The 22,257-nt window shown below is 52.6% G+C and carries 12 protein-coding genes; all 12 read right to left on the bottom strand.

The genetic code is table 11. The features are described 5' to 3' along the window. Positions 1-117: 117 nt before the first annotated feature. The 12 genes from J2Y43_RS05200 to J2Y43_RS05255 all read right to left on the bottom strand — a co-directional run bounded on the left by J2Y43_RS05200 (position 118) and on the right by J2Y43_RS05255 (position 22,150). Positions 118-1,152 (bottom strand): tail fiber domain-containing protein, encoded by a 1,035-nt coding sequence (locus tag J2Y43_RS05200; RefSeq protein WP_309980938.1) that lies wholly within the window; start codon positions 1,150-1,152, stop codon positions 118-120. Positions 1,153-1,265: 113 nt separating this feature from the next. After that, positions 1,266-3,056: a hypothetical protein gene (locus J2Y43_RS05205; RefSeq protein WP_309980937.1), complete on the bottom strand. Its 1,791-nt coding sequence runs from the start codon at positions 3,054-3,056 to the stop codon at positions 1,266-1,268. 194 nt (positions 3,057-3,250) lie between these two features. Further along, entirely contained in the window at positions 3,251-4,987 is a 1,737-nt protein-coding gene (locus J2Y43_RS05210) for a hypothetical protein (RefSeq protein WP_309980936.1), read from the bottom strand. Positions 4,988-5,227: 240 nt separating this feature from the next. After that, positions 5,228-6,997, bottom strand: coding sequence for a RagB/SusD family nutrient uptake outer membrane protein (locus J2Y43_RS05215; protein ID WP_309980935.1), 1,770 nt, complete (start codon positions 6,995-6,997; stop codon positions 5,228-5,230). A 14-nt stretch (positions 6,998-7,011) separates the two neighbouring features. Then, positions 7,012-10,089: a SusC/RagA family TonB-linked outer membrane protein gene (locus J2Y43_RS05220; RefSeq protein WP_309980934.1), complete on the bottom strand. Its 3,078-nt coding sequence runs from the start codon at positions 10,087-10,089 to the stop codon at positions 7,012-7,014. Between the two features lie 62 nt (positions 10,090-10,151). After that, positions 10,152-12,044 (bottom strand): RagB/SusD family nutrient uptake outer membrane protein, encoded by a 1,893-nt coding sequence (locus J2Y43_RS05225; RefSeq protein WP_309980933.1) that lies wholly within the window; start codon positions 12,042-12,044, stop codon positions 10,152-10,154. Positions 12,045-12,060: 16 nt separating this feature from the next. Beyond that, on the bottom strand, positions 12,061-15,561 hold the full coding sequence (locus tag J2Y43_RS05230) for a TonB-dependent receptor (protein WP_309980932.1): 3,501 nt from the start codon (positions 15,559-15,561) through the stop codon (positions 12,061-12,063). Positions 15,562-15,582: 21 nt separating this feature from the next. After that, positions 15,583-16,665: a FecR domain-containing protein gene (locus J2Y43_RS05235; RefSeq protein WP_309980931.1), complete on the bottom strand. Its 1,083-nt coding sequence runs from the start codon at positions 16,663-16,665 to the stop codon at positions 15,583-15,585. 87 nt (positions 16,666-16,752) lie between these two features. Continuing rightward, positions 16,753-17,352 carry a sigma-70 family RNA polymerase sigma factor gene (locus J2Y43_RS05240; protein WP_309980930.1) on the bottom strand — a complete coding sequence of 200 codons (600 nt, stop codon included), beginning with the start codon at positions 17,350-17,352 and terminating at the stop codon, positions 16,753-16,755. A gap of 118 nt (positions 17,353-17,470) precedes the next feature. Next, positions 17,471-18,709, bottom strand: a complete 1,239-nt coding sequence (locus J2Y43_RS05245) for a DUF6786 family protein (protein ID WP_309980929.1) — start codon at positions 18,707-18,709, stop codon at positions 17,471-17,473. A 3-nt stretch (positions 18,710-18,712) separates the two neighbouring features. Beyond that, positions 18,713-19,795: an L-rhamnose/proton symporter RhaT gene (gene rhaT / locus J2Y43_RS05250; RefSeq protein ID WP_309980928.1), complete on the bottom strand. Its 1,083-nt coding sequence runs from the start codon at positions 19,793-19,795 to the stop codon at positions 18,713-18,715. An 87-nt stretch (positions 19,796-19,882) separates the two neighbouring features. Further along, positions 19,883-22,150, bottom strand: coding sequence for an FG-GAP-like repeat-containing protein (locus J2Y43_RS05255; RefSeq protein WP_309980927.1), 2,268 nt, complete (start codon positions 22,148-22,150; stop codon positions 19,883-19,885). Positions 22,151-22,257 lie beyond the last annotated feature (107 nt).

Raw genomic sequence — 22,257 nt, forward strand, 5'->3', positions numbered from 1 at the left:
AGTTTAACATTTGACATAAAATGCCCGAATGTCAGTCACTTGACCTACAATCACACGTACGAATACCCAAGTGGCGCTTCACGTTTATTTGCCGGAATGCAGATACTTCCACCCATACTATTTTTGAATTGCCAGTATACGTTTCTTCTTCCTTCCTTGCTCAGATCGGGCCTCCGCCAACTCTGCCTTGATTGTGGCAATCTCCGAGCTCATCTCTTCCATTTTTCGAATCAGCGCCTGGACTGCGATCAGGTTCACACCATCGAAATCAGCTTGGTTAATCGTCGTATCCGTCCCGATGGTGCCATAAGCATCCTGTCCAAATGCCTTATAGAAATCCTGCGCCATCGGGCCATAATGCCGGTATTGTTTGGGATCCTGACCTTTGTAGTTCCAGGAAGTCAGCTTCATTTTGCTGATCTTTTGCAAGAAATCCTCGCCATTGACGGGAGCAAAGTTTTCTTTTTTATTGACGTCGGAAACCATTGACCATGAGTTCCCATTAGGGGACAAAAAAACACCCGTCCCGGCATTAGCACTAGTAAATAACTTGTATCCTCCTGCGAACCGCATCATCATCTGGTGATCGACATCGTTCTGTGAAGCACCTGTACCGTCCCCAAATATGAATGAGCCGTTTTTATTGTTTGTTGAAACCTGATAACCCATTGCAACGGAACGATCTCCGCTGGCTATGCAATACGTTCCGTGCGCGAACGACTGTAAACCACTTGCAAGGGAACTATACCCTGTTGCCAGCGAAGCTCTCCCATTTGCCTCTGTTTTGATTCCCAACGCTGTACCTGCGATGCCTTTGGCAAAGACTTCAAACCCTGAGGCAAACGAAAAGTTTGCTATTGTCATCGGATCCAAAAAGCCTGCGCCGACAACTTGATTTACTATCCTGAAAGCACCCTTATCGTGAAACCATTTGACCACATATTCAACAGGCTCTGGATTAGACGGGTCATAAAACGGATTATTCTGAGGATCCATGTTTTTACTGGTAGCCAACACTGAGCCGTCATGAACATGCAGCATCGCTTGCGGTAACGTTGTCCCAATCCCCACCTGCGCTTCCGAAACATGCGTAATCAAACTCAGGACGACGGCACTCAATGCCACTTTCCCAGCTCTCGTTAATTTTTTCATCGTGCGTGATTGTAAAAGTTTAACATTTGACATAAAATGCCCGAATGTCAGTCAATTGACCTACAATCACACAGATTGATACCCAAGTGGTACCGACCATTTATTTCCCGGAATCACGGTTGGTAGTGATAGTTTCCCCGCCCGCTCGGCGCCGCATCGCCATTCAGCCAGAAATCCATCACATCACCGTCATTTTGCATGTGGTCACTCCATTTAAATTCAAAATCAGGTTCGCCGGAAATGCCCAGCAGGGATTTTGGTACTTTGATTTCCAGCTTGTTTCCTGATACCGAATATTCCACTTCCCCGGCTTTCTGCCAGTTCCAGGCGGCATCCGTTTTTTCTAAAATGGCTTTTTGTGCCGGGTTGAGGCGGTTAATCACGAAATCGTAACCTTCCCAGCCGGTGTTCTTATCGCGGTCGGTATTGACAAAGAGCCGCATCCAGCCGGGGTCGGTAGTTGGGCTGAGTGGTTGGGCTGTTTCTACATAAAAATAAATATGGTCCTGATCGCGGGCTACTTTGGAAAGGACGATATCATTGCGCCCCGTGGTGTTGCGGTAGACCATACTTCCCCAGCCCGGGCTATTGCGGTGAAGCGTGCTACCTTTGTGGGCTTTGAATACCGGTAAAATGTCCTCCCATTCTTTGAACTGCCCGTCCATTTTCATGGTAGCCGCGGTTGAGGCCGGCTGCGGTGCAGGCAAGCCCTTGAAACGCCGGATATTGGCGGCCATTTGGTAATAATAGTTATCGCCGTGCCCGCCTTTCATCGGCTCGATGTCGCGGCTGCCCTCCTGGTCAAATTCGTCGGGAAATGCATTGGTTTGCTGCTGCCATACTTCATAGCGGCCCGCGATCCATTCGTTCCAGCCGGTGATGAACACCAGTTCGGGGTTAATTTCCCGCGCACGGTCCCATTGCTCCTGGAAATTATGGCCGTAATTCACCGCGCCCGCGTCGGTAATGTGCCCCTTCGCATGCGTGTAGCTGCGACCGAACGAGCCGGTTGCATTCAATGCGGTAAGGCCGCGCTCTTTGGTCCAGTTTTGCGCGACGCCCACCGTGGCCTGCTCGAAGCTGCCGTCGGCGTTCTTTTTAAAACCATGCTGCGGATAAATTTCCAGCCAGCCCCAATGATCGGCTTTCTCGGGGCCTTTGTTGTATACCGGCTGGCCAGGGCGGAATGTGAAGAATTCCCGCATTTCTTTTTCCAGCTCCGGCTGTGCTGACTGACCTTTGATAGTCTCTGTAAATGCCGGATCGGCCATGATGAAAGGCTTTCCTTTCCATTGAAACCACAGGTCCTTGTATTTGCCGGGTTTGTAGAGGTCGCGGTAAATTTCGCGAATGATCTCCTTCCCGCCGTCATCCACCCAAAATGGCAGCATGAATGCAATTTGCGGTGTTTTCACGTCGTCTTTGCGGGCTTGTGTAAACACCTCGCAAAGCTTCATGTAGGACTCTTTCCAGGTGATATTGCCATTGGTACAATCGAAAATGATCATATCCACGCCCGCATCGGCGAGCATTTCGGCATGTTTGCGCAGTACCCATTCGTCGGTATCGATGTAATAGCCAAACAACGGCTCGGCCCAAAACCACGGGCTGTTCCGCTTCGGCCAGATCGGATTTTTGTAATCGTGGACCGCCTTCGGATCCCTCGCGAGGTATTCGGTCACGTTCAGCGGCGGGTTGTTTTTGGCCTGCTGCGTGTGCCAGGTCCAATAAAAAAGCCCTACAAACTTGTCTTTTTTCAAATCACCGACTTCGGCATGGTCCGGCAGTTTGCGGCCCACGGCGTCGGTAGCGGTGACGTCGGCGGTGTAATTCTGGGCAAATGCATTCGGAATGCAAAATCCCGAAAATAATATCCACACTATTTTACCGAATCTGATTTTCATGCTACAATTCTTGCGGTGCGCTGCACCTTGTTGGAATGTGACCTTTTTTATTTTTTGCAATTCTTGCGGTGCGGCTGCACCTTGTTGCGAATGTGACCTTTCTGCAATTCTTGCGGTGCGCTGCACCTTGTTGGAATGTGACGTTCCTTTTGCAGCATAGGGGCAGAGCGCCGTAATATTTGTTGAAAATTGATTCATTGATTTACAATAAAATTAAACCGCCCTCCCGGCGCCACATCGCCATTGACGTACCAATCGAGCGGATTACCATCCTCCTGCATATTATCCGACCATTTGAATTCCATATTTATCGGCACTTTCAAATTCGCCAGATACGTTCGGGGAACCGTCACCATCATGCGGTTTCCCTGCACCTGGTAGGTTACTTTCTTCACATCATACCAGTTGCCGCCGCGGTATTGCTGCAAAGTGTTGCCCGCCACAATGCGATAATCGTAGCCTTTCCAGCCCGTGTTGGGCTTACGGTCGGTATCCAGGTAGAGACGCATCCAGCTGTCACCGGAGTTAGGCGTTATTTCAGCGGCGGTTTGGGCGTAGAAATAGAGATTTTTAGCGTCATGCGCCACTTTCAGCTGGTCGAAATCGTTCCGCCCAGTTTGGTTCACATATGTATGCGCGGGCTCGGTTTGCGCGCCTGGGTGATTGCGCGCCTGCGTGTCGCCGGTGTAATCGCGGTAGGTAAGCGTTATGGTCTTCCAGTCGTCGAGTGCTTTGATGGTTTGGGCATTACCCAATGCGGCATTGGCTTCTATACCCTTGTACCGACGAACATTCCCTACCAGCTGCATATAATAATGATCTTTCAACCCGGCCGTCAGCGAGGGTTCAATGTCACGGCTGTACTCAGGGCTGGCCTGGTCGCAGAACCACGAATGCTCCGGGTTCTTGTCGTGGCTCGGGAATTTGCCGGCAATCCATTCGTTCCAACCCGTCACATATATAAATGGGGTGTTTTGTTTGATGGCGTAGTCCCATTGTTCCTGTACATTGTAGCCATAGGCAATATCCTTTTTAGGATCGCCGTGCGAGCCGTTGCGGTAGCTGCGGCCCCAGTTATCCATATTGCCATAAAAGGCCGAACCGCCCATTCCCGCCGTCGGGTTCGGGTGCTGGGCTACCGACACGTTGATGATCTCCCCTTCTCCTTTTGTATTATAATGTACCTTCTGCGGACGTGTGAACGAAATCCACGGCCAGCCATTCACCTTCTGTTTCTCGGTAGGCCATTGCGATTCGCGGAAGGTAAAGAACGACTCGAAATTCTTGCCTTTGGCCTCACTGGTGATGCCGATGATCAGCGGTTTGCCGTCGAGCAGGTACCAGCAGTCGGGATGGCGGTAGGGAGCACCTTCTTTGTAAAACATATCATAGGCCTCCTGCATCGTTTCGCCGGATTGTGTATTGGTATAAAACACAATTTTGGGTGCATTACGCCCCTGTGCCCGCACGGCGTCCATGGCTTTCATGAGCACATCGGCCTGTTTGGGATAAGTAAGCCGGTTGGTAGCATCGATAACGAGGAAATCCACCCCGGCGTCGGTCAGCAGTTGAATGCTGCGGAGGTGCACCCAGTAATCATCGGCTTTGTAGTATCCGTAAATAGGCTGTCCCCAGTAGTACATCCCCACATTATTCTTCGGATCGCCGCCCCAATTGGGATGATCGAAGTCTTCGAGCACTTCGGGATGTTTGGTAACGATTTCGTTGAGGTCCCAGGCTTTGGCCGGGGCCACATCGTGCCACAAAAAATAGAACATTCCGACCTGCCGGTTGGCTTTCGGATCGCCTACGGCCTCGTTTTGCGGTAAGGTGCGCCCGAGATCGTCCGTACCGGCAAGCGGCTGCGCCTGCACGACACGGGTCATGACTGCAAGAATAATGATGAAATATAGCGTTACGTGTTTTTGCATTGATTCTGACTGTTGAGTGAACGTATGAGGCATTACTGCGGCTTCTGCTGTTACAGGCTATCGTCAAGCTGCCGGACCGCCGACGGCTGACCGCCGATAGTCGACCATTGACCGTCGACCGCCGATTTTTGGGAACGACCATGGACCATCGACGATGGACAATGCTTTGCATAAATTTCATCAATTGTCCATGGTCGGCGGTCGGCGGTCCATGGTCAGCGGTCGGCGGTCCATTTAACCTCAATCCAGCCAGCCCGGGTTCTGCCAGTCGGATCCTGAAAGGCCGATGATCTTGTCGACTTCGTTCTGGTCGATCGGGTACATGAGGTACTTATCCGAGAATGCATTGCGGTTCTGGAATTTAAACCGTTTGTAAACGAAGTTGGAGCCGCTTTTGGTAATGCGCATGCCTGTCACGAAACGGTCGGTCTGGTCGAGGATTTTCCAGCGGCGGACATCGAAAAAGCGATGCTCTTCAAATGCCAGCTCAATGCGGCGCTCGTTGCGGTATTTCTTTTCAAATGCATCCTTGCTCATACCCAACGGAAAGCCCGGCATTCCGGCACGGGTGCGCACGGCGTTCACTGCGTCCCGGGCCGACATCGAGAATGCACCTGCCTTCACCGGGACGTCCGGCCCGGCCGACTGGTAAGCGGATTCCGCGAAATTCAGATACAGTTCCGCCAGCCTCAGCAAACGCACTGCCCCGTCGGCATCATTATCCTGCCCCGAGCGGAAGTTGTTGAACTTTCTCAAATAGTAGCCCGTGCGCGTATGCTTCCGGTTGATATCCGAAATCTCCTCGGCACCTCCCACAAACGTCTCCACTTTTTTCCCACCCGGCTGATCCAGATTACGGACAGCCCCATTGTAATAAATGGAAGCATAAAAACGCGGGTCGCGGCCCGCATAGGGGTCATCTTCTTTGTATCCCGATTTCGCATTGATTATCGGGGCCGTGCGGTTATCGTCGGAATAACCCGTGATAGGCGCTTCGCCATTGGCCATTTCGTAGGCATCCACCAGGTCCTGCGTAGGGCACGGGCCTGTGCGCTCCATACCCGCGTTGGTAGGCATGCCCGCGTAGCGCCACACCTGCATTTTATCGCCTACGTGATAGATGGTTTCTTTATCGGTAGCCCGTTGGTCGTTGGAGCTGGTGAAGAAAAACAGCGCATAGGCGTTCTGGGCAATATTGGTGGCCGGTTTCTCATCGAAGAGCCAGTAACCATTAGCCAGGCATTGCGCCAATGCCTCTGCATTGATCTCCGTCGCCTTCGCCCAGGTGTAGGTGCCGTCGCTCCAGAGCGGGGAAGCGGCGTAGGTCACAGCCTGGCTTTTGACCGCATAAGCCACGGCCCTGGTCATTATACCATATTGATTGTCATAAATCTCCCAGGGCAACCCCTCGCGCGTAGCCGGGTAAGACAATGCTTTATCACAATCCGACAAAATGAATGTCACTACCTCCGAAAACTTCGCGCGTTTGTCGGTCGAGAAATCGTGATCGATGCCCAGCGGCTTGTCAAAAATCGGGACGCCGCCGTAGCGCTTGATCAGTTGCAGGTAATACAATGCCCGCAGCGTGTGCGCCTGCGCCGTCCAGGCATTTTTCTCGCCTTCGCTCGCATACACGGGAGCGGTTTTAATGTTTTCAATAAATACATTGCATTTGCGGATACCCTCGTACAAATCCCCCCACGGACTGCCGTCAGCAGAGTTTTGTCCATAAGTATTGGAGGTAACATTGCCTCCGTACCACACGATGTAGCGCGAGCCGGGGGTAATGTCGTCGGCGTCCTGGGCTTCGTCGGTGAACGAGGCGCGGTCCATATAGGGTTTGGGAACAGAGCCGTAGCAGGAATTCAGATAGCCGCGCGTCCGGTTGTAATCGCTGAAAACCTGATCCATGGTAATGCGGCCGTCGGTGGGGAGGTCTAGCTGCTCGTTGCAGGCAGCCAGCAGGCCGGTAACCGCCGAGGTCAGCAGAAGAAGTTTATATTTTTTCATATCAAAAACCTGATTTAGAAAGTCACACTGATACCCGCATTGTAAACCCGGTACACCGGAAAGGCCAGGTAACCATCGCCTTCGGGACCGAAATCGCCGGATTTCATCTTGTCCCAGGTAATGAGATTCTGCCCGCTTACCAGCACCCGCAGTTTATCCGCCCGGATAAGTTTAGATATCGAAAGCGGCAGCGTATACGACAGCTCGACGTTTTTGAGCCGCACATACGACCGGTCGTACAGGTAGTAATCGCTCCCTACGTGGTTCACAGTCCTCGCGAGCGACAATGCGGGCGAGGTAATCTTCTCTCCCGCCGCATACCGCTCGGCCGTCCACGCGTTGCGGTGCAGTGAGCCGAACACGCCGTCGTAGTCGGTTTCGAAAATGCCGGTGCCGCCGTACATCGTGGAATAGTTGCCTACACCCTGGAACAGCACGCTCAGGTCGAAATTGTGGTAGGTAATGCCGGCTGAAATGCCGTAAATCACGCTGGGCAGTGTACCGGTGCCGATCGGCGCCTTGTCGCGCTCGTCGATCTTGCCGTCGGCATTGAGGTCCTGGTATTTCAAATCACCGGCGCGGGGTGTGCCGAAACTATATGCGAGGTTGCTGTTATCGATTTCCTGCTGCGAGTTGAAAAAGCCGTTGCCGTTGCTGTAATCGACCTTGTAACCAAATGCCTGCCCGAATGCATAACCTTCCTCCCATTTGCGATAGGCATAATCCTCCGTTTTACGTGCCTCGTTCCAGCTGATGACCTTGTTTTTGGCATAGCTCAGCATCAGTCCCGCATGCACGGAAAAATCCTTGTTAAACATTTTGGTATAACTCAAATTCAAGTCCACACCTTTGTTTTCAAAAATACCCGCATTGATTTTGGGATAATTTTCCAAAGGAATACCCTGGTAAAGCGGGATCGTCGACAGCGCGCCCACTACCATGTTGTCCATCCGCTCCTTGAACACATCCACCGATACGGACAATGCATTCATTAAGCCAAGATCAATCCCGAAATTCTGCTTTTTGGAAACTTCCGCACGGATATTGGGATTACCCACCTGGCCTTCCTCGACCAGGTATTGAAGCGACCCGATCGGCCCGCCGCCCTTGACGGTCACATTGTCCAGATAGGCGAAGCGCATCAACCCACTTTGGTCGTTGGCGGTTTTGCCGTAGGAAGCACGGAGTTTCAGATTGGTCAGCAATGCATTGTTTTTCAAAAACGGCTCGTTGGATACCACCCAGGCCGCCGAAACCGCGGGCGTGCTGGTATAGCGCACATTCCGGGCATACTGCTCCGAGCCCGAATAGCCGAGGTCGAGCTTCACTAAATAGCGGTTATCAAACCCATAGGAAACCTCAAACCCGGAGCTCACGCGATTATAAGGCAGCAAGTTGGGTGATGAATTATCGGCCTTTGTCAGGTTTTGATAAAACATATAGGCCATTCCGCCCACCCGGTGCCGTCCGAAATCGCGCTTATAGTTGGCTGCAATATTGTAGGTAAGATGGTAATAGTAAGAATGGCCCTTGGAATAGGCCAGCGGCGTGTTGTTCTGGGCTCCTTTTTTGGCAAATGTCAATGCCGAATCGCTCGTTTGCACCCAGCGTTCGTAGTCCTGCTTGGTAGAAAGGCTACCTACGGAATTGGTCTGGTAAGCCATGGTACCCGTCAGGTTGAGGCCTTTGGTGAGAAAACCCATATCGAGGTCCAAACCAAACTGGGACACGATATTGGTAACGGTGTGCCTGGTGTACCCCGTGCGATTGAGCATACCGTAGGTTGGTGATTCCACGCGTTCGGTGGTAATTACTTTCCCTCCGGCATCGAGCACTTCACCCGATGTGCTGGTTACCGCCGGCGTGACGGGGCCATACACAGTCGGCGGGATTTGGAAAATGCTTTTGTACACGTCCGCATTACTCGCGCCCCCCGGCGTGCGCTCACGCTTTACGTTACCCGCGAGGCGGATGAACGCTTTCAGGTAGCGGTTCAGGCTCATATCAATATTGGAGCGGTAATTGACCCAAATGTTGTTCGCGTTCGGATCGTAGCGCGGCTGATCGGTTTTGAAATAACCGCCTTGGTGCATGAAGTTGATGTTCGAGAAAAACTGCACCTTGTCATTACCGCCCGTCACATTCACGCTCGCACGCTGCATGGCCGCGAAGTTTTTGAGATAGCGGTCGTACCAGTTATTGTTCGGGTATAAATCGCGGTTCTGCCCCGCGCGATAGCCTTCGATCCGCTGCTGGCTGAACAGGTAGTTCGCGCCCAAACCGTCATTCCAAGCGGCCTGGTTGCGCATTTCGGCATATTCGGCGGCATTGTAAAAGGCGGGCTTGGTGGTAACCTGCTGCATGGATTGGTCAAAGCGTGTCTGGATCTGCAAAGGGCCTCGCCTGCCCCGCTTGGTGGTGATCACCAGCAGGCCATTCGCGCCCTGAATACCGTACAATGCCTGCGTGGAAGCGTCTTTCAGCACGATAATGGATTCGATTTCATTGGCGGTGATGTATTCCAGCGTCTGGTTACTGTTATAAGCATTGATAATGCCGTCGATGATCACGAGCGGGCCGGATGTGCGGGCTGCTGAAAGCCCGCGAATGGACAGGTTTGTCGTGGCACGGGAGAGTTCCGAGAATGCTTCCTGCGTGGTAAGACCCGAAAGCCGGCCCGCCATAGTTTGCGTCAGATTCGCGACGGGCGACTTTTCCAGTTCTTCCCCTTTTATGGTCGATACCGCGCCCGAGAGTTCGCTGCGCAGTTGGGAGGTATAACCGAGTTGCACGACCTCGTCCTTGAAATGTGCGTCCCATTTCAAACGCACGTCCATTTCCTGCTTTCCCGAAAGGGCGACCTTCTCATTACCGTAACCATACAGCGAAAATACCAGCGCACGGCTGCCATCGTCGACCGACACGGTAAATTCTCCTTTGATATTGGTAGACGTGCCGTTTTTGCCATTTTCGGAAAGGATAGTCACACCGGCAAGCGGCTGACCAAACTCATTCAGCACCGTACCCGCCACCGTCGCGGTAATTTCCTGCGCGTAAAGCGGCGTACCGGCTAGCAGGCAAGCCAATGCCATGATTAATTTCGATTTGATAAAATGTATCATATTCTTGAAGATCTAGTCTTTGAAGCCATTGATTACCAACCTGCATTTTGCCAGTCGGCCCCGGTAATGGAGCGGAGGCGGTTCGCTTCGTTCAGCGGGATGGGCACCCACAGGAACTTGTTGGTGTAGTTCTTGCGCTCGGTCGTGCGCACAGGCCTGCGGGCATATGTAAAGGAGCCGTCGGCATTGCGGGTGATTTCCATGGCAGTTACCCAGCGGTCGGTTTGCGCCAGGTCATCGGTCGGTTTCGACCAACGCCGGAGATCGAAATAGCGGTTTTCCTCCATCGCCAGTTCCACCCGTCGCTCGGCGTGAATGCGTTTGACCAAATCCGCTTTCGAAAGTGAGGCGGGTAATGCGGGCATTCCGGCGCGGGCGCGGATCTCGTTCACGGCCTTGGCGGCATCGGCCAGCTGACCGGCCTCCGCGGCGGCTTCGGCAAAATTGAGGATCACTTCACCCAGGCGGAAGAGCTTCCAGTTGGCCCCGGCAATGGGGTTATCCCCGCCGGAATTGGGGTGGAGGAACTTCCGCTCATAGTAGCCCGTGCGCGTAGCCTTGCGCGTGCTCGGATGAATGCCCGTCTGCGGTTCGTTTTTGTAGGTAGCAATCACGCGGGCACGGTTACCGATCGGGGCGGGATAATTTTCAAACGATTCCGGCGCTTCGGCAAAGTTCCACATCGCCTTTCTTTTGGAACCATTGTAATAAATGGAAGCATAAAATCGCGGGTCCCGTTTGGCATAAGGGTTTTTCGGATCGTAGGTCTTGTTGGCCGTGTTGTAATTCGGCTGTAAATGCTGCTCGTCGAGGTACGGTTTATCGAGGTCGAGCACCGGCTGGCCGTCGATGGTTTCGTAGGCATCCACGAGCTCCTGCGTAGGGCAAGTGCCCGATTTGTAGCCGTCCTGCGACCCTATCCCATCAATATTCCAGATGTTTCCCTGGTTTTCGCGACTCTGAAATATCGTTTCGCGGTCCACCGGATTGGGCGCGTACTTCATGGTTTGGGTGAAATATTCGTTATAAAGCGCCGTTTTTTCATTCTTGTCAGGCCCGAGGAAAGCCACGTCCGATAAATAGGTCTGCGGCAGATTCACCTTGTTGTAGAGCTCGTACCCGTTCGCCCGCAGGTTTTCCAATGAAGTTTTATTCACCTGGTAAGCCTCCTGCCAGTAGTCCTTGCCTGCATTGTTCATCGGGCTGGCTGCGAAAAGGATCATTTTGGATTTGATCGCCTCCGCCAGCGCCTTGTTCACACGGCCGCCTTCGCTGTCAGTCGTAATGCGCCAGGGCAGTTCGGCCGTGCCTAATGCCACGTCGCAATCTTCCATGATGAACTTGACAACCTCGTAATATCCAGCCCTGGTGACATTCGAAAAGTCTTGCTGAAAGTCGTAAGGCTCGCGCTCGATCGGCAGCACGGCACCGAACCATTTCAGCAGTTCGGAATAATAATAGGCGCGAAGCAAATGCGCCTCGGCTTTCCAACGGGCACGGTCGGCCGGATTACGAACCGTGGCCTTGTCGATGCGGCTGATGAACAGCGTGCAGTTGCGGATGGCGCTCCAATAGCGCGCCCAGTAATCGCCATTACCGGCATCGGCACTGATGTTGGTGATCGGGTGGTTGCCTGCGGAAGCATCGCCATTGTACATTCGCCCCGACATGATCCATGATTCGGCCTCGGCGTCGGTATCCCAGCTCTCGTCGCTCCAATTCACCGGCCCGCGGCTCCAAAAGAAGTAGCGCGTGCCTTTTACGGGAATATTGGCATAGCAGCTGTTCAGGAATGCGCCGGTTTTGTCGTTATCGGCGAAAATCTCATCCATGGTCAGCTTGCCGTCCGGGGCCATGTCCAGCACGTCCTTGCAGGAAGTGACTGTAAGCATCGCCAGTATCAATGCATATCGTAAAGCTCTCATTTTCATATTGCGGCTATTAGAAAGTGATATTCAAACCGAAATTGGCCATTTTCGTAACCGGGTAACCCAGCGAAGCATCATTCTCGGGGTCGAGGTGGCCCATTTTCAAATGCGCCCAGGTGAAGTAGTTCTGCGCGCTCACATACAGTCGCATTTTGCTCACGCCCACCGCCTTCAACGCGCCTGCGGGCAGCGTGTAACCCAGTACCAGGTTTTTCAGGCGTGTGAACGAGCGGTTCATCACAAAAAAGTCATTTGCATTGTGGTTGGTATTGCTATGCGTGCTGAGGGCCGGGTAAGTGATCTTCTCGCCGGCGGCATATCTTTCGGGTGTCCAGGCTGTTTTGTGGTAATCAAAATAAGTCCCCCGGATAATGTATTCATACACACCTTGCTGGGAATAGTTGCTGGAATATTTGCCTACCCCCTGAAAGAATGTCGTGAGATCGAAGCCCTTGTATTCGAAAGTGAGCGAGAGGCCGTAGATCACGCGCGGAATATTGGAATAGCCGATCGGCGCCTGGTCCTTGTCGTTGATCACCCCATCCTTGTTCAGGTCAATGTATTTGAAATCGCCTACCCTCGGCTCGCCGAAACCATAGGTGGTCGTTTTGAGGTAGCTGTCAAGCTCTTCTTTTGAATTGAAATACCCATTCCCATTGCCGTAATCGATTTTATATCCCCACGACTGGTTAAGTGAAAAGCCGGTGGAGCGGTAGCGGTAGGCGTAAGTTTCGTCACGCACCGATTCGTCGAGGAACTTCACGGTATTATGGTTGTAGCCGTAATTTCCGGAAACCATCACTTTGAAATCTTTGGAGAATGCTTTGTTGTAGGACAATTCAATTTCAAAACCTTTATTATCCACCAACCCCATATTCACTTTCGGGATATTGCCCAGCGGCACACCCTGGAATTCCGGTACCGTTCCGCGGGTAATCAGGATATTGCTGCGGCGCTCTTTGAATACATCCACGGAGAGATTGAGGTCGCGCAAAATCTGCAAGTCAAGGCCGTAGTTTTGTTTTTTGGCAATTTCCCAGGTAATATTGGGGTTACCCAGCAAGCCCTGGTTGATCGTCTGCCCCAAGCCCAGGCTACCCAATGGCCCGTCGCCACCGAGCGTGATGTTACTCTGGTAAAGAAATCGCGCACTACCCATTTTATCATTTCCCACTTTACCATAGGAAGCCCGCAGTTTCAGATTGGTGATATAGCGGTTGTTTTTGAGAAAGTTCTCATTACTGATAATCCAACCGGCCGAAAACGCAGGAAAAAAGCCGTAGCGATGCCCCGGTGCAAACTGCTCGGAGCCATTGTAGCCCATATTCACCTCCGCCAGATAGCGCTCGTCGTACCCATAGGTAGCCCTGCCCGCGACGCCCAACACATTGAACGGAATTTCACCGGCGGTCGATTCCCAGGTATCGCGCTGGCCGAGGATCATACCCGTCACGTCGTGCTTGCCGAAAGCCCGGGCGTAGTTAATGGAGCCCTGCACATTGATATTGTAGCGAGAGTCGGCGCCTTTGGTGAGCGTCAGCAGCGATTCATCGGAACGTTTCACGGCGTAGCTCAGCTGGTCCTTCGCCATATCTACCTCCGCCAGGTAAAGTCTTTCGGACTTCTTGCCCTGCATAGCCGTGGTAGCTTTTGAATCGTATGAAAGCATTCCTTTCAGGCTCAAACCCTTTGTAATCACATTACTCAAATCCCATTCGGCACCGAACGACGCATTCAGGTTCGAGCGGACTTCGTTGCGGGCGCCCATGCGGTTCATAATCTCGAAAGCGGAACGGTCCATGTAACCGGGGTCTACGATCTGGCCCGGGGCAACGCCAAAGCCCTCGATGGTCGTGGGGCCGGGCGTAATGGGCAATATCGTTTGCGCCTGGTAAATGAGGTCGCTCATCATCCAGCCGGTATCGCTGTTGCCATAGAGCCACGCGGCGGGCATATTCACCTGTTCGATGTAGCTGCCGATGTTCAGGAACGATTTCAGCGAGTTAGTCACCTTGTAATCGAGGTTTGCGCGGAAGTTGTAGCGGTCCATTTTGGCGGCAGGATCGTAGCCCAGCACCGATTTCGGCTCGGTGTTGAGGTTACCGCCCTGATGCAGGTAGCCGCCATTCACAAAATAGGAAACCTTGTCGGTACCGCCGGTCACGTTCATGTTTACGCGCGTCTGGGGTGCGTACCGCGAGATGTATTCCCGGTAATAGTCGTGATCCGGGTAAATGTATTTTCTCACCATCGCTTTCCGGGCATAATCCGGGTCATTTGGGTCGAGCCCGGCGAGCGGATTGGCATATTTGGCCATAGTTTCTTCCGAAAAAGGCAAGGGTGTAATGCCGTCGTTTTTGGAAGCCTCATTACGCAGCGCCATGTATTCGAGCGAGTGCAGGCGTTCGGGCTCGCGTGTAAAAGAGGTGAAGCTTTGTTCGGCATTGATCGTCAGCTCGTTCTTGCCCGCGGTGCCGCGTTTGGTGGTGATCAGGATCACCCCGTTGGCCCCTCTCACACCGAAAACGGCCGTCGCGGAAGCATCCTTTAAAATGGATACGGACGCGACTTCGTTGGCGTCGAGCGTGCGGATATTGTCGCGCGGCACACCGTCGATCAGGATCAGCGGGCTCCGGCCATTGGTCGTTGCCGCGCCCCGGAGGTACATCGTGGCGTCATCGCGTCCCGGCTGGCCCCCACCCGATTGGATGGAGGTCAGGCCCGGTAAGCGTCCCGACAAAGAATTGGCCAAGCTTGCTGATGAACTCTGCTGCAATACTTCCGACGTGACCGACGATACCGAGCCGGTCACTGATACCTTTTTCTGCTCGCCGAAGCCTACGACGACCACTTCTTCCAATGCTTTTTCGTCCACTTTCAGGGTAATATCCAGGTTTGCGGCATTGCCGATGCGGATTTCCTGGCTGATATACCCCACAAAACTGAATATCACAATGTCCTTATCCTCTGGCACCGAAAGCTGGTAAATGCCCTCGATATTGGTGGAAGTCCCCACTGTTGTACCCTTCACCACCACACTTGCGCCGGGGATGGGTTCGCCCTTTTCGTCGAGCACTTTGCCGGTAATATCGCGGTCGGCCTGCGCTCTCGGGATGGTATTTTCAAAGGGTTCTGTTTTTAAAGACGTCTTTTTCTCGGCTGCTTTTCGCAGCAGAATGGTCTTTTTGGAAACCTTGTATTCAATCCCCAGCGGACCGAGCAGCATTTCCAGCACGGTGTCGAGCCGCTGGTTTTGGTAATCGAGCGTCACTTTCCGTTCGGCGTGGATTACCTCGGCGCTGTAAATGAAGCGAACCTTCGTCTGGCCTTCTATTTTTTCAAGCACTTTTTCCATATCCATTTCAGTAACGGATATTGATATACGCTGACTTAAAATTTCCTGTGCACGCAGGTCTTTGGCCAACGAGAGCTGCACACAGAGCATCCAGAGCAAACACGGGACAATGCTGATTTTCATGATCTGCCAAATGATCTCCTTGTAATGTTTTCCCATAAGTTAAAAGGTTAAGTAATGCTATTCGCAGCCTTCCGAGGCGATAGCCACCGTGCTTCCGCGCGTCTCATACCGCGCATTCACGACCGCGCATATGAGGTCAAGCTTTTCGTGCACAGGTTCATCGCCGAGCTTCGCGGTGAGCGTGCAATGCGCAATGGCGTGCGCGTCAAACTGAATGCGGATTCCATATATTTTTTCCAACTCGGCAAACACCTCGGCCAGGGGCGTTCGCTTGAATTCGAAATTCTGACTTTCCGCCGGCAGATTGAGCAGGACCGGCTTCTGCACCGTTTTCGTAATCATATTCAGGCTTTTGCGATTGAAAGTAACCTGCTCGTTCGGCTTCAAAATCAGCTTTTTCCCGGCACTAGCCTCATTTTTCCCTTCCTCTTCCAATGCCGAAACCTCCACCACACCCGTTTTCACCACCAGCTCCACATCTTCATCATCGTCGTTGGCCTTGATACTGAAACTCGTGCCTTTGACCTTGGTCACCAGCGAACCTGCGAACACGAAAAACGGCTGTTCCGGGTTTTTCACCACTTCAAAAAACGCCTCGCCGCGCAGCGTAACTTCCCGGCGATCGGCTGCAAATGCCTGCGGGTAACTGATCCGAGCGTGCTTTTTGAGGATTACCGAACTGCCGTCGGGCAGGTTTACGAGCTGTATGGTGTTGGTTTGATTATGAATTTCCAGCAGCCCCGGCTTGTCTTCGTCCCTAAGGCCGGCTACAAAAGTTTGCAGGCTTTGGAGACTTTCTTTTTCTCTGAACAATGCCGTCACAATGCCTAATGCGAGCAACAGCATGGCCGCCATTTTGAGCCAATCACTTCTCCACCAGGGCAATCCACGCAGCTTCTCATCCGGAATGGCATTCAGGATTTCGCTCACACGCAGCTTCACTTCCGAGTCGGGCAAGACGTCGAGTTCACCGCGGACGGCCAGCAATAGCTCGCGGGCCTGCTCGATGTTGGCTTGCTGGCCCGGATGGTTTTGAATAATTTCTTGCCAAAACGCATCCTGCTCGCCATGATAGACCCAACGCTGAAATGCCGGATCATCGAGCCAATCCTTTACCTGGAAGTGACTATAATTATTCATGGATTTTCTTTAACTATTTGCTTTGATACGATGAGTAGCTTGCTTGCAAATAGTACCCATGGGTTTCAAAAAATTTTCAGAAATTTTTCAATGCCAGGCAATTTGGGAGCATAAGGCGAGGAAAATCGCGGTGTGCTGCCAGTGTTCGCGCAATTTCTGGATGCCGTATTGCAGATAATTGGCCACCGCCTGCCGTTGCAGCCCCATTACGGTTGCAATCTCTTCGTAGGACAGGTTTTCGTAATATTTGAGGTAAAGCGCTTCTTTCTGGCGTTTGGGCAGTGCGTCGATGGCTCGTTTCAGGCGGTGGCTCGTGAGTTGGTCCGTTTCCTGAACGATCCAGTCGGATTCGGGTGAAATGTCGTCCTGCACGTCGTCGTCGCGGATGTCGGAGAAAACCGATTGCCTGCGAATCCGGCGGATAAGGTTGTTCCGCAGCGATTGAAATAGGTAGGGTTTAATGGCGGCGATGTAAGAGAGGGTCTCGCGTTTTTCCCAGATTTCGAGAAAAAGGTCCTGCAAGCAATCCTTGATCAGGTCGCGGTCGGGCGTGAAACGCGTGCCGTAATGGTAAAGCGCAGCATAATTCACTTCGGTGAGCTCACCGAACGCACTTTTATCCCCCGCACAAAACTGCTGCCAGCGTGTGATCAGATAGGTTTCTGATGAACGTTCTGAATTTTTCACAGGATCAGGAATAGTCAGCGGTCTGAAATACGCTCCTTGATGTCCGGCAAATGCTGGCATCAGTACGTAAATATCTGTACTGACTATCCCTCAACTATCCTGCCCTGTCATGTTTTATTTAAAAAATTTCTCCGATTTGGTCAATATTTACACCAAGTACCTTTTGAGCGATCGCGTTCAATGCTACTTTGTCGCCCTCGAAATGGAACGTGCTCTGCCGGTGCTTAATGGCTTCCCCTTCCTTCAATGCCTTTACCGACGAGTTCGATTCCAGCTCGTAAAAGGGGCCCATTTGCGTACCGTCGGCCAATTTGCCGTCGTTGTAGGCATTTAAAGCGTCGCCGTTGTAGGGATCTTTGTGCAGCTCCCAGGTCGACTTCATGTACTGGCCTTGCGGGTCGAGATCGTATTGAATGATGGTGAGAATGCCTTTTTCGGCATCATAGCTTCCGGCCACATTCCGGGCCGATTTGGGCGCGATACCGATCTTGCTGCGGTGCTTGCCATCGGCTTTGAGAAACAATACCGAGTCTTTGACGACGAGCCTGTCGGCAGGTATCTGGCCAAAATAATCGTCGGTAATGAGCGGCTTTTCGGACAATGCTTTCGAAAACGGCGCGATAATCGTTGTCTGGTCCGACGGCCGGAACATGCCCAGCAGCCAGATACCAAGCATTCCCGTTTCGGGTTTCCAGGCTTCGTCCTTATTGGTCACAACGTTGGTGGAACGGTACGCAACGGCCTTCACGCCGCTCCATGCATCCAAACCGAGCAGATTAGCGATATTTTCTTTCGTCAGCATTTGAACCTCCCGGCTGATCTCGATCACGAACTTCTTGCCCGAATAATTCTCGATCATCGCATTGATCTGAAATTTCACAGAAGAAGCATCCGATTCCACCACTTTGTAGGCAACCGTATCGATCAGCGCCGGTGTTTGCCAGTTTTCGAAATCAAAGCTTTGTCCTTTTTTGAAATACACCGAAAACTGACCGCCCTCGGGCGAGAGCCAGAAACGCTCTTCGCCGCCGAAACCATTCATATGCGGCTGATGCTGACCGCTTTCGATGAGCTTGTAATTGATCCATCCGTAGCTGTTTCCACCATCGCCATTGGCAGTGCTGGTCATCACCCGGCCCTGATACGCCGGAATGATAATGGCCTGCGCCTCTGCATTATCGGGCGCTGTAAGCACAACAGCGTCTTTATATTTCTTCAAAAATGCCAGGTCGTAGCCGAACGTGCCCGCGGCCTGTGTTTGTGGTGTTTCCAATTTCTTCTGATCACTTTTATGGTCCGACGAACAGCCCGCAGCCGTCATTATCGCCGCCAGAATTACCGGGTAATGCGCTTTCATAGGTTATTCTTTCAAATAGTTGCCATACCCGACGATCAGCACCGAGAGCACGATCACCAGAATACCGATGATGATCGAGGAAATGGTCTTTTTACTTACTCCTTTCCACTCTTTCAGGACTAGTCCCCACGAGTTGGCCACCAGGATAATGAATGCCATGTGCAGTATCCACGAGCTCGGGCCATTGCCTAACTTGCTCTCTCCCATGCCGTAAAAGAAGAATTGCAGAAACCACGTTGTACCGGCCAATGCAGAAAAAATATAGTTCGACACCAGCGGCGTCGAGGAATCGGTGTAGTTGCCGAAGGTTTTGTTGCGTGCGTTGAGGAGCATACACCAGATGAAATTGGTAGTAAGCCCGCCCCAGAGAATCACAACATAAGTCACATTGTTCTGAAATAAAAACTCCCCCTGCCCCGGATTGGCCGCTTTCCAGATCTCGTTGGCTTCCTGTGCCATGATCTTGCCGGCGTCGATCCCGAATGCGAAACAGGCGCTGAGGATACCCGAAATAATCGACACCGTGAGCCCAAGCCCGATTTTAAACTCGGTATTATCCGCCGCAACGTGGCCCGTTTTACGCAAATCGGCGTCTTTCATCGCTCCTGCCTTACCGCAAATGACAATCCCGATCACACAAACGAGCAAACCAATGAGTACCCACTGGCCCCAGGCGTTGCTGAAAAGCATTGAAATCGTATCCTTCCCTGGCTGTGGGTTGAACTCGTAGTACACCGAGGGGATCAATGCACCGAACACAGAGCAGAGCCCGAGGATGATCGAACTCCCGAGCGCCACGCCCAGGTAGCGTACGCCCAGCCCGTAAGTGAGGCCGCCTATGCCCCAGAGCACCCCGAAAAAATAGGTCAGAAACAGAATACCCCCGTTGGTATGGGCGATGATTTCGGTATAACCCGGAATGGTGAGATATGCCGCGAGCGGCGGGACGATCAGCCAGGAGAACAGCCCTCCCACGATCCAGTAAGATTCCCAGGCCCAGCCTTTGACTTGCTTGTAGGGAATATAAAAACTGCCGGAGGCGAAGCCACCGATGAAATGGAAGATAACACCCAGAAGAGCTTGCATGAAATATTTTTAGAATTTTATCATGTAAGAGCGATCCTCCGGGTATCTACTGGCAAGCCAGGCAAGTCTTTAGAATCGATGGAATACTTAGTCGCCCACGACAACCTTCCTCACCACCCGGCTGTTACCTGCCCTGAGCTCCACCAGATACAGCCCGGCGGGCCATTGCGCGGTGGATATTTGCTGCGGCTCGTTGGCCCTGATACTGCGGTTGCGAAGCATCCGCACACCGCCAGCCGTGAGCACATCGAAAGTGCCTGTTTTGGAAGACTGAATGCTGAAATAGTCGACCGATGGATTGGGAAAAACCTTTACCTCCGCGTCATCGCCAGGCTCGACGCCGGTGATTGAAACAGGCAGTATGTTGGTCAGCAGCCGCACGCCGCCGGCATTGTTCCCGATCGCGACGTCCGGCTTTTTATCGCCGTTCAAATCCGCAACGGCCAGGGACAGGTAGTTCCCCAAATACGGATTACCCGCCTTGCCATTCACGCTGATGATGGCGCTGGCGCGGTCGGTCCATTTGCCCCAGTCGGCGTTATTGAACACGCGGATCGCCCCGGTGTGATCGACTGTTGCGAGGTCAGGCTTGCCGTCGAGGTCGAAATCCGCCACGGCTACCTGCGAGAAGCGACCGGCGAAATTGATCCCCACGCCTGCGAAGGAGTCGGTTTCGAGTTTGAATGTGTATTGCTTGTTGCTGCCGGTGTTGGTGTAGTAGTAAATATTACCCTGCGTTTTGCCGATCAGCAGGTCGAGGTCGCCATCGCCGTCGGCATCGTAGAAATACGGCGAATCGCCGATTTGCAGGTCCGAAGGCAATGCGATCGTAACGGCATCGGCGAGGTTCAGCTGCGCGGCGCCGCCATTTGTGCCTTTGTTGGGAATGTAGCGATATTCGAGTTTCAAGGAGGAAGAAGCCGTAGCTGCAAAACCAAGGTCGGGAACGCCATCACCATTGAAATCCGCCCATTGGGGTTTGATATTGTAAACCGAAAGTTTGGGAAGGAGTTCGAGGTAATCCTGCGATTCGAATGTAAAATTCGGCTCCGTGGCCGTTCCGGTGTTCCTCAAAAGCCAGAAGCTCCCCTTGAACCCGCCCGCATAAGGCATTCCGCCCGTGCCGATGAGCATATCCTGGTCGCCATCACCGTCGATGTCGAAAAAGGAGGGTACTGCATTCTCTCCGACGTCGATCATCTGGTCTTGCAGGAAGTTCTTTCGCACCAATTTGAAAACGGGCTTGTCACTCGTGCCTTCGTTGTGGTAATACCAGCCCGAGGATTTAAAATCGGTCATATTTGCATCGCTGGCGGGCAGGCTCGGCGCGATGAGCAGGTCTTTGACGCCGTCGAAATCCACGTCTTCATAAAAACCAGCGGGAAAAATGTGCAGCGCTACGGGATCCACCGCGGGATAGGTGTTGGTGAAAGCGGTAAAATTGGCAATAATGCCTTTGGCGGAATTGGTCAGAAATGAAATGTGGTCATTGCTCACGTGGCCGGCGAGAAGGTCTTTGGTACCGTCGCCGTTCAGGTCGTGGAGGAGGATCGAATTCCCCGCGTGCCGGATGCCCAGAGGCGAGGCCACCCGCTTTGAGGGATCGGTTACCACGCCGCAATCCACCCCTACCACAAAATCTTCGGCATCTCCTTTATGAAAATTCCCCCAGCAATCGCCATTGCGTTGAAAAACCGGGCTTGCCTGGGTGCCGAGACTATCCCGCACCCCGAATTTCTCCATGCTCAGGTTCTGGTGGAGTTCAATGTAATTTCCTGAGAAATCGAAAGTCAAAAGGTCCAGGTCGCCGTCATCGTCGATGTCGGTAATGGCTGGAATGTCGGTACCCGACACCTGCATATTGATATTCCCCGAGAAGCCTTTGGTATACAACACATCACGGACTTTTTTCCACGACCACGCATTTCCCGTTTTAACCTGCTGATAAACCACAATACCCAGCGACGTGCTCGCAAAAAGGTCTTTCAGGCCGTCGCCGTTGTAGTCGGCGAGAATCATCCAGTTATCCACCTGCGGGAAAAGCGTTTCATAATAAGGGGCGTGGATGAAGGTCTTTTTACCTGCATTCAATGGGTCGGGGCCTGCCACGAACGTGGTAACCTTGCTGTTCGTACGGTCGTACACGACAAGGTCCTCGTCGGCGTCGTTATTCAAATGCATCTTCAGGAACTGCGAGGCATTGAGCCCCCCACCCCAGGGATTCGTCATTTTCACGCCGCCGGTCGACATGCTTGTCAGCGTATCCAGCTTGAACCAGGCTTGCTGGGCCAGCAGTGGGGATGGTTTGTAAAAGCAAATGAGGCACAGGATGAAGGAGGTAAATTTGGTTCGCATCGTTGAGGAATAATCTATTAGTTTTGCAGGTTTTCGGACACGCCGCACGGCTAGTTTGTCCTAAACCTAACGAAATAAGCCAGCATTACTTTATAACGACCGGTCAA

It is taken from the genome of Dyadobacter sp. BE31 (genome assembly GCF_031457695.1).
Taxonomy (GTDB): Bacteria; Bacteroidota; Bacteroidia; order Cytophagales; family Spirosomataceae; genus Dyadobacter.

Coding starts and splice junctions, on each gene's coding strand:
- J2Y43_RS05210 (WP_309980936.1), bottom strand. CDS start 4,987: ATGCAAAAACACGTAACGCTATATTTCATCATTATTCTTGCAGTCATG.
- J2Y43_RS05215 (WP_309980935.1), bottom strand. CDS start 6,997: ATGAAAAAATATAAACTTCTTCTGCTGACCTCGGCGGTTACCGGCCTG.
- J2Y43_RS05200 (WP_309980938.1), bottom strand. CDS start 1,152: ATGAAAAAATTAACGAGAGCTGGGAAAGTGGCATTGAGTGCCGTCGTC.
- J2Y43_RS05230 (WP_309980932.1), bottom strand. CDS start 15,561: ATGGGAAAACATTACAAGGAGATCATTTGGCAGATCATGAAAATCAGC.
- J2Y43_RS05255 (WP_309980927.1), bottom strand. CDS start 22,150: ATGCGAACCAAATTTACCTCCTTCATCCTGTGCCTCATTTGCTTTTAC.
- J2Y43_RS05245 (WP_309980929.1), bottom strand. CDS start 18,709: ATGAAAGCGCATTACCCGGTAATTCTGGCGGCGATAATGACGGCTGCG.
- J2Y43_RS05220 (WP_309980934.1), bottom strand. CDS start 10,089: ATGGCATTGGCTTGCCTGCTAGCCGGTACGCCGCTTTACGCGCAGGAA.
- J2Y43_RS05225 (WP_309980933.1), bottom strand. CDS start 12,044: ATGAGAGCTTTACGATATGCATTGATACTGGCGATGCTTACAGTCACT.
- J2Y43_RS05235 (WP_309980931.1), bottom strand. CDS start 16,665: ATGAATAATTATAGTCACTTCCAGGTAAAGGATTGGCTCGATGATCCG.
- J2Y43_RS05205 (WP_309980937.1), bottom strand. CDS start 3,056: ATGAAAATCAGATTCGGTAAAATAGTGTGGATATTATTTTCGGGATTT.
- rhaT (WP_309980928.1), bottom strand. CDS start 19,795: ATGCAAGCTCTTCTGGGTGTTATCTTCCATTTCATCGGTGGCTTCGCC.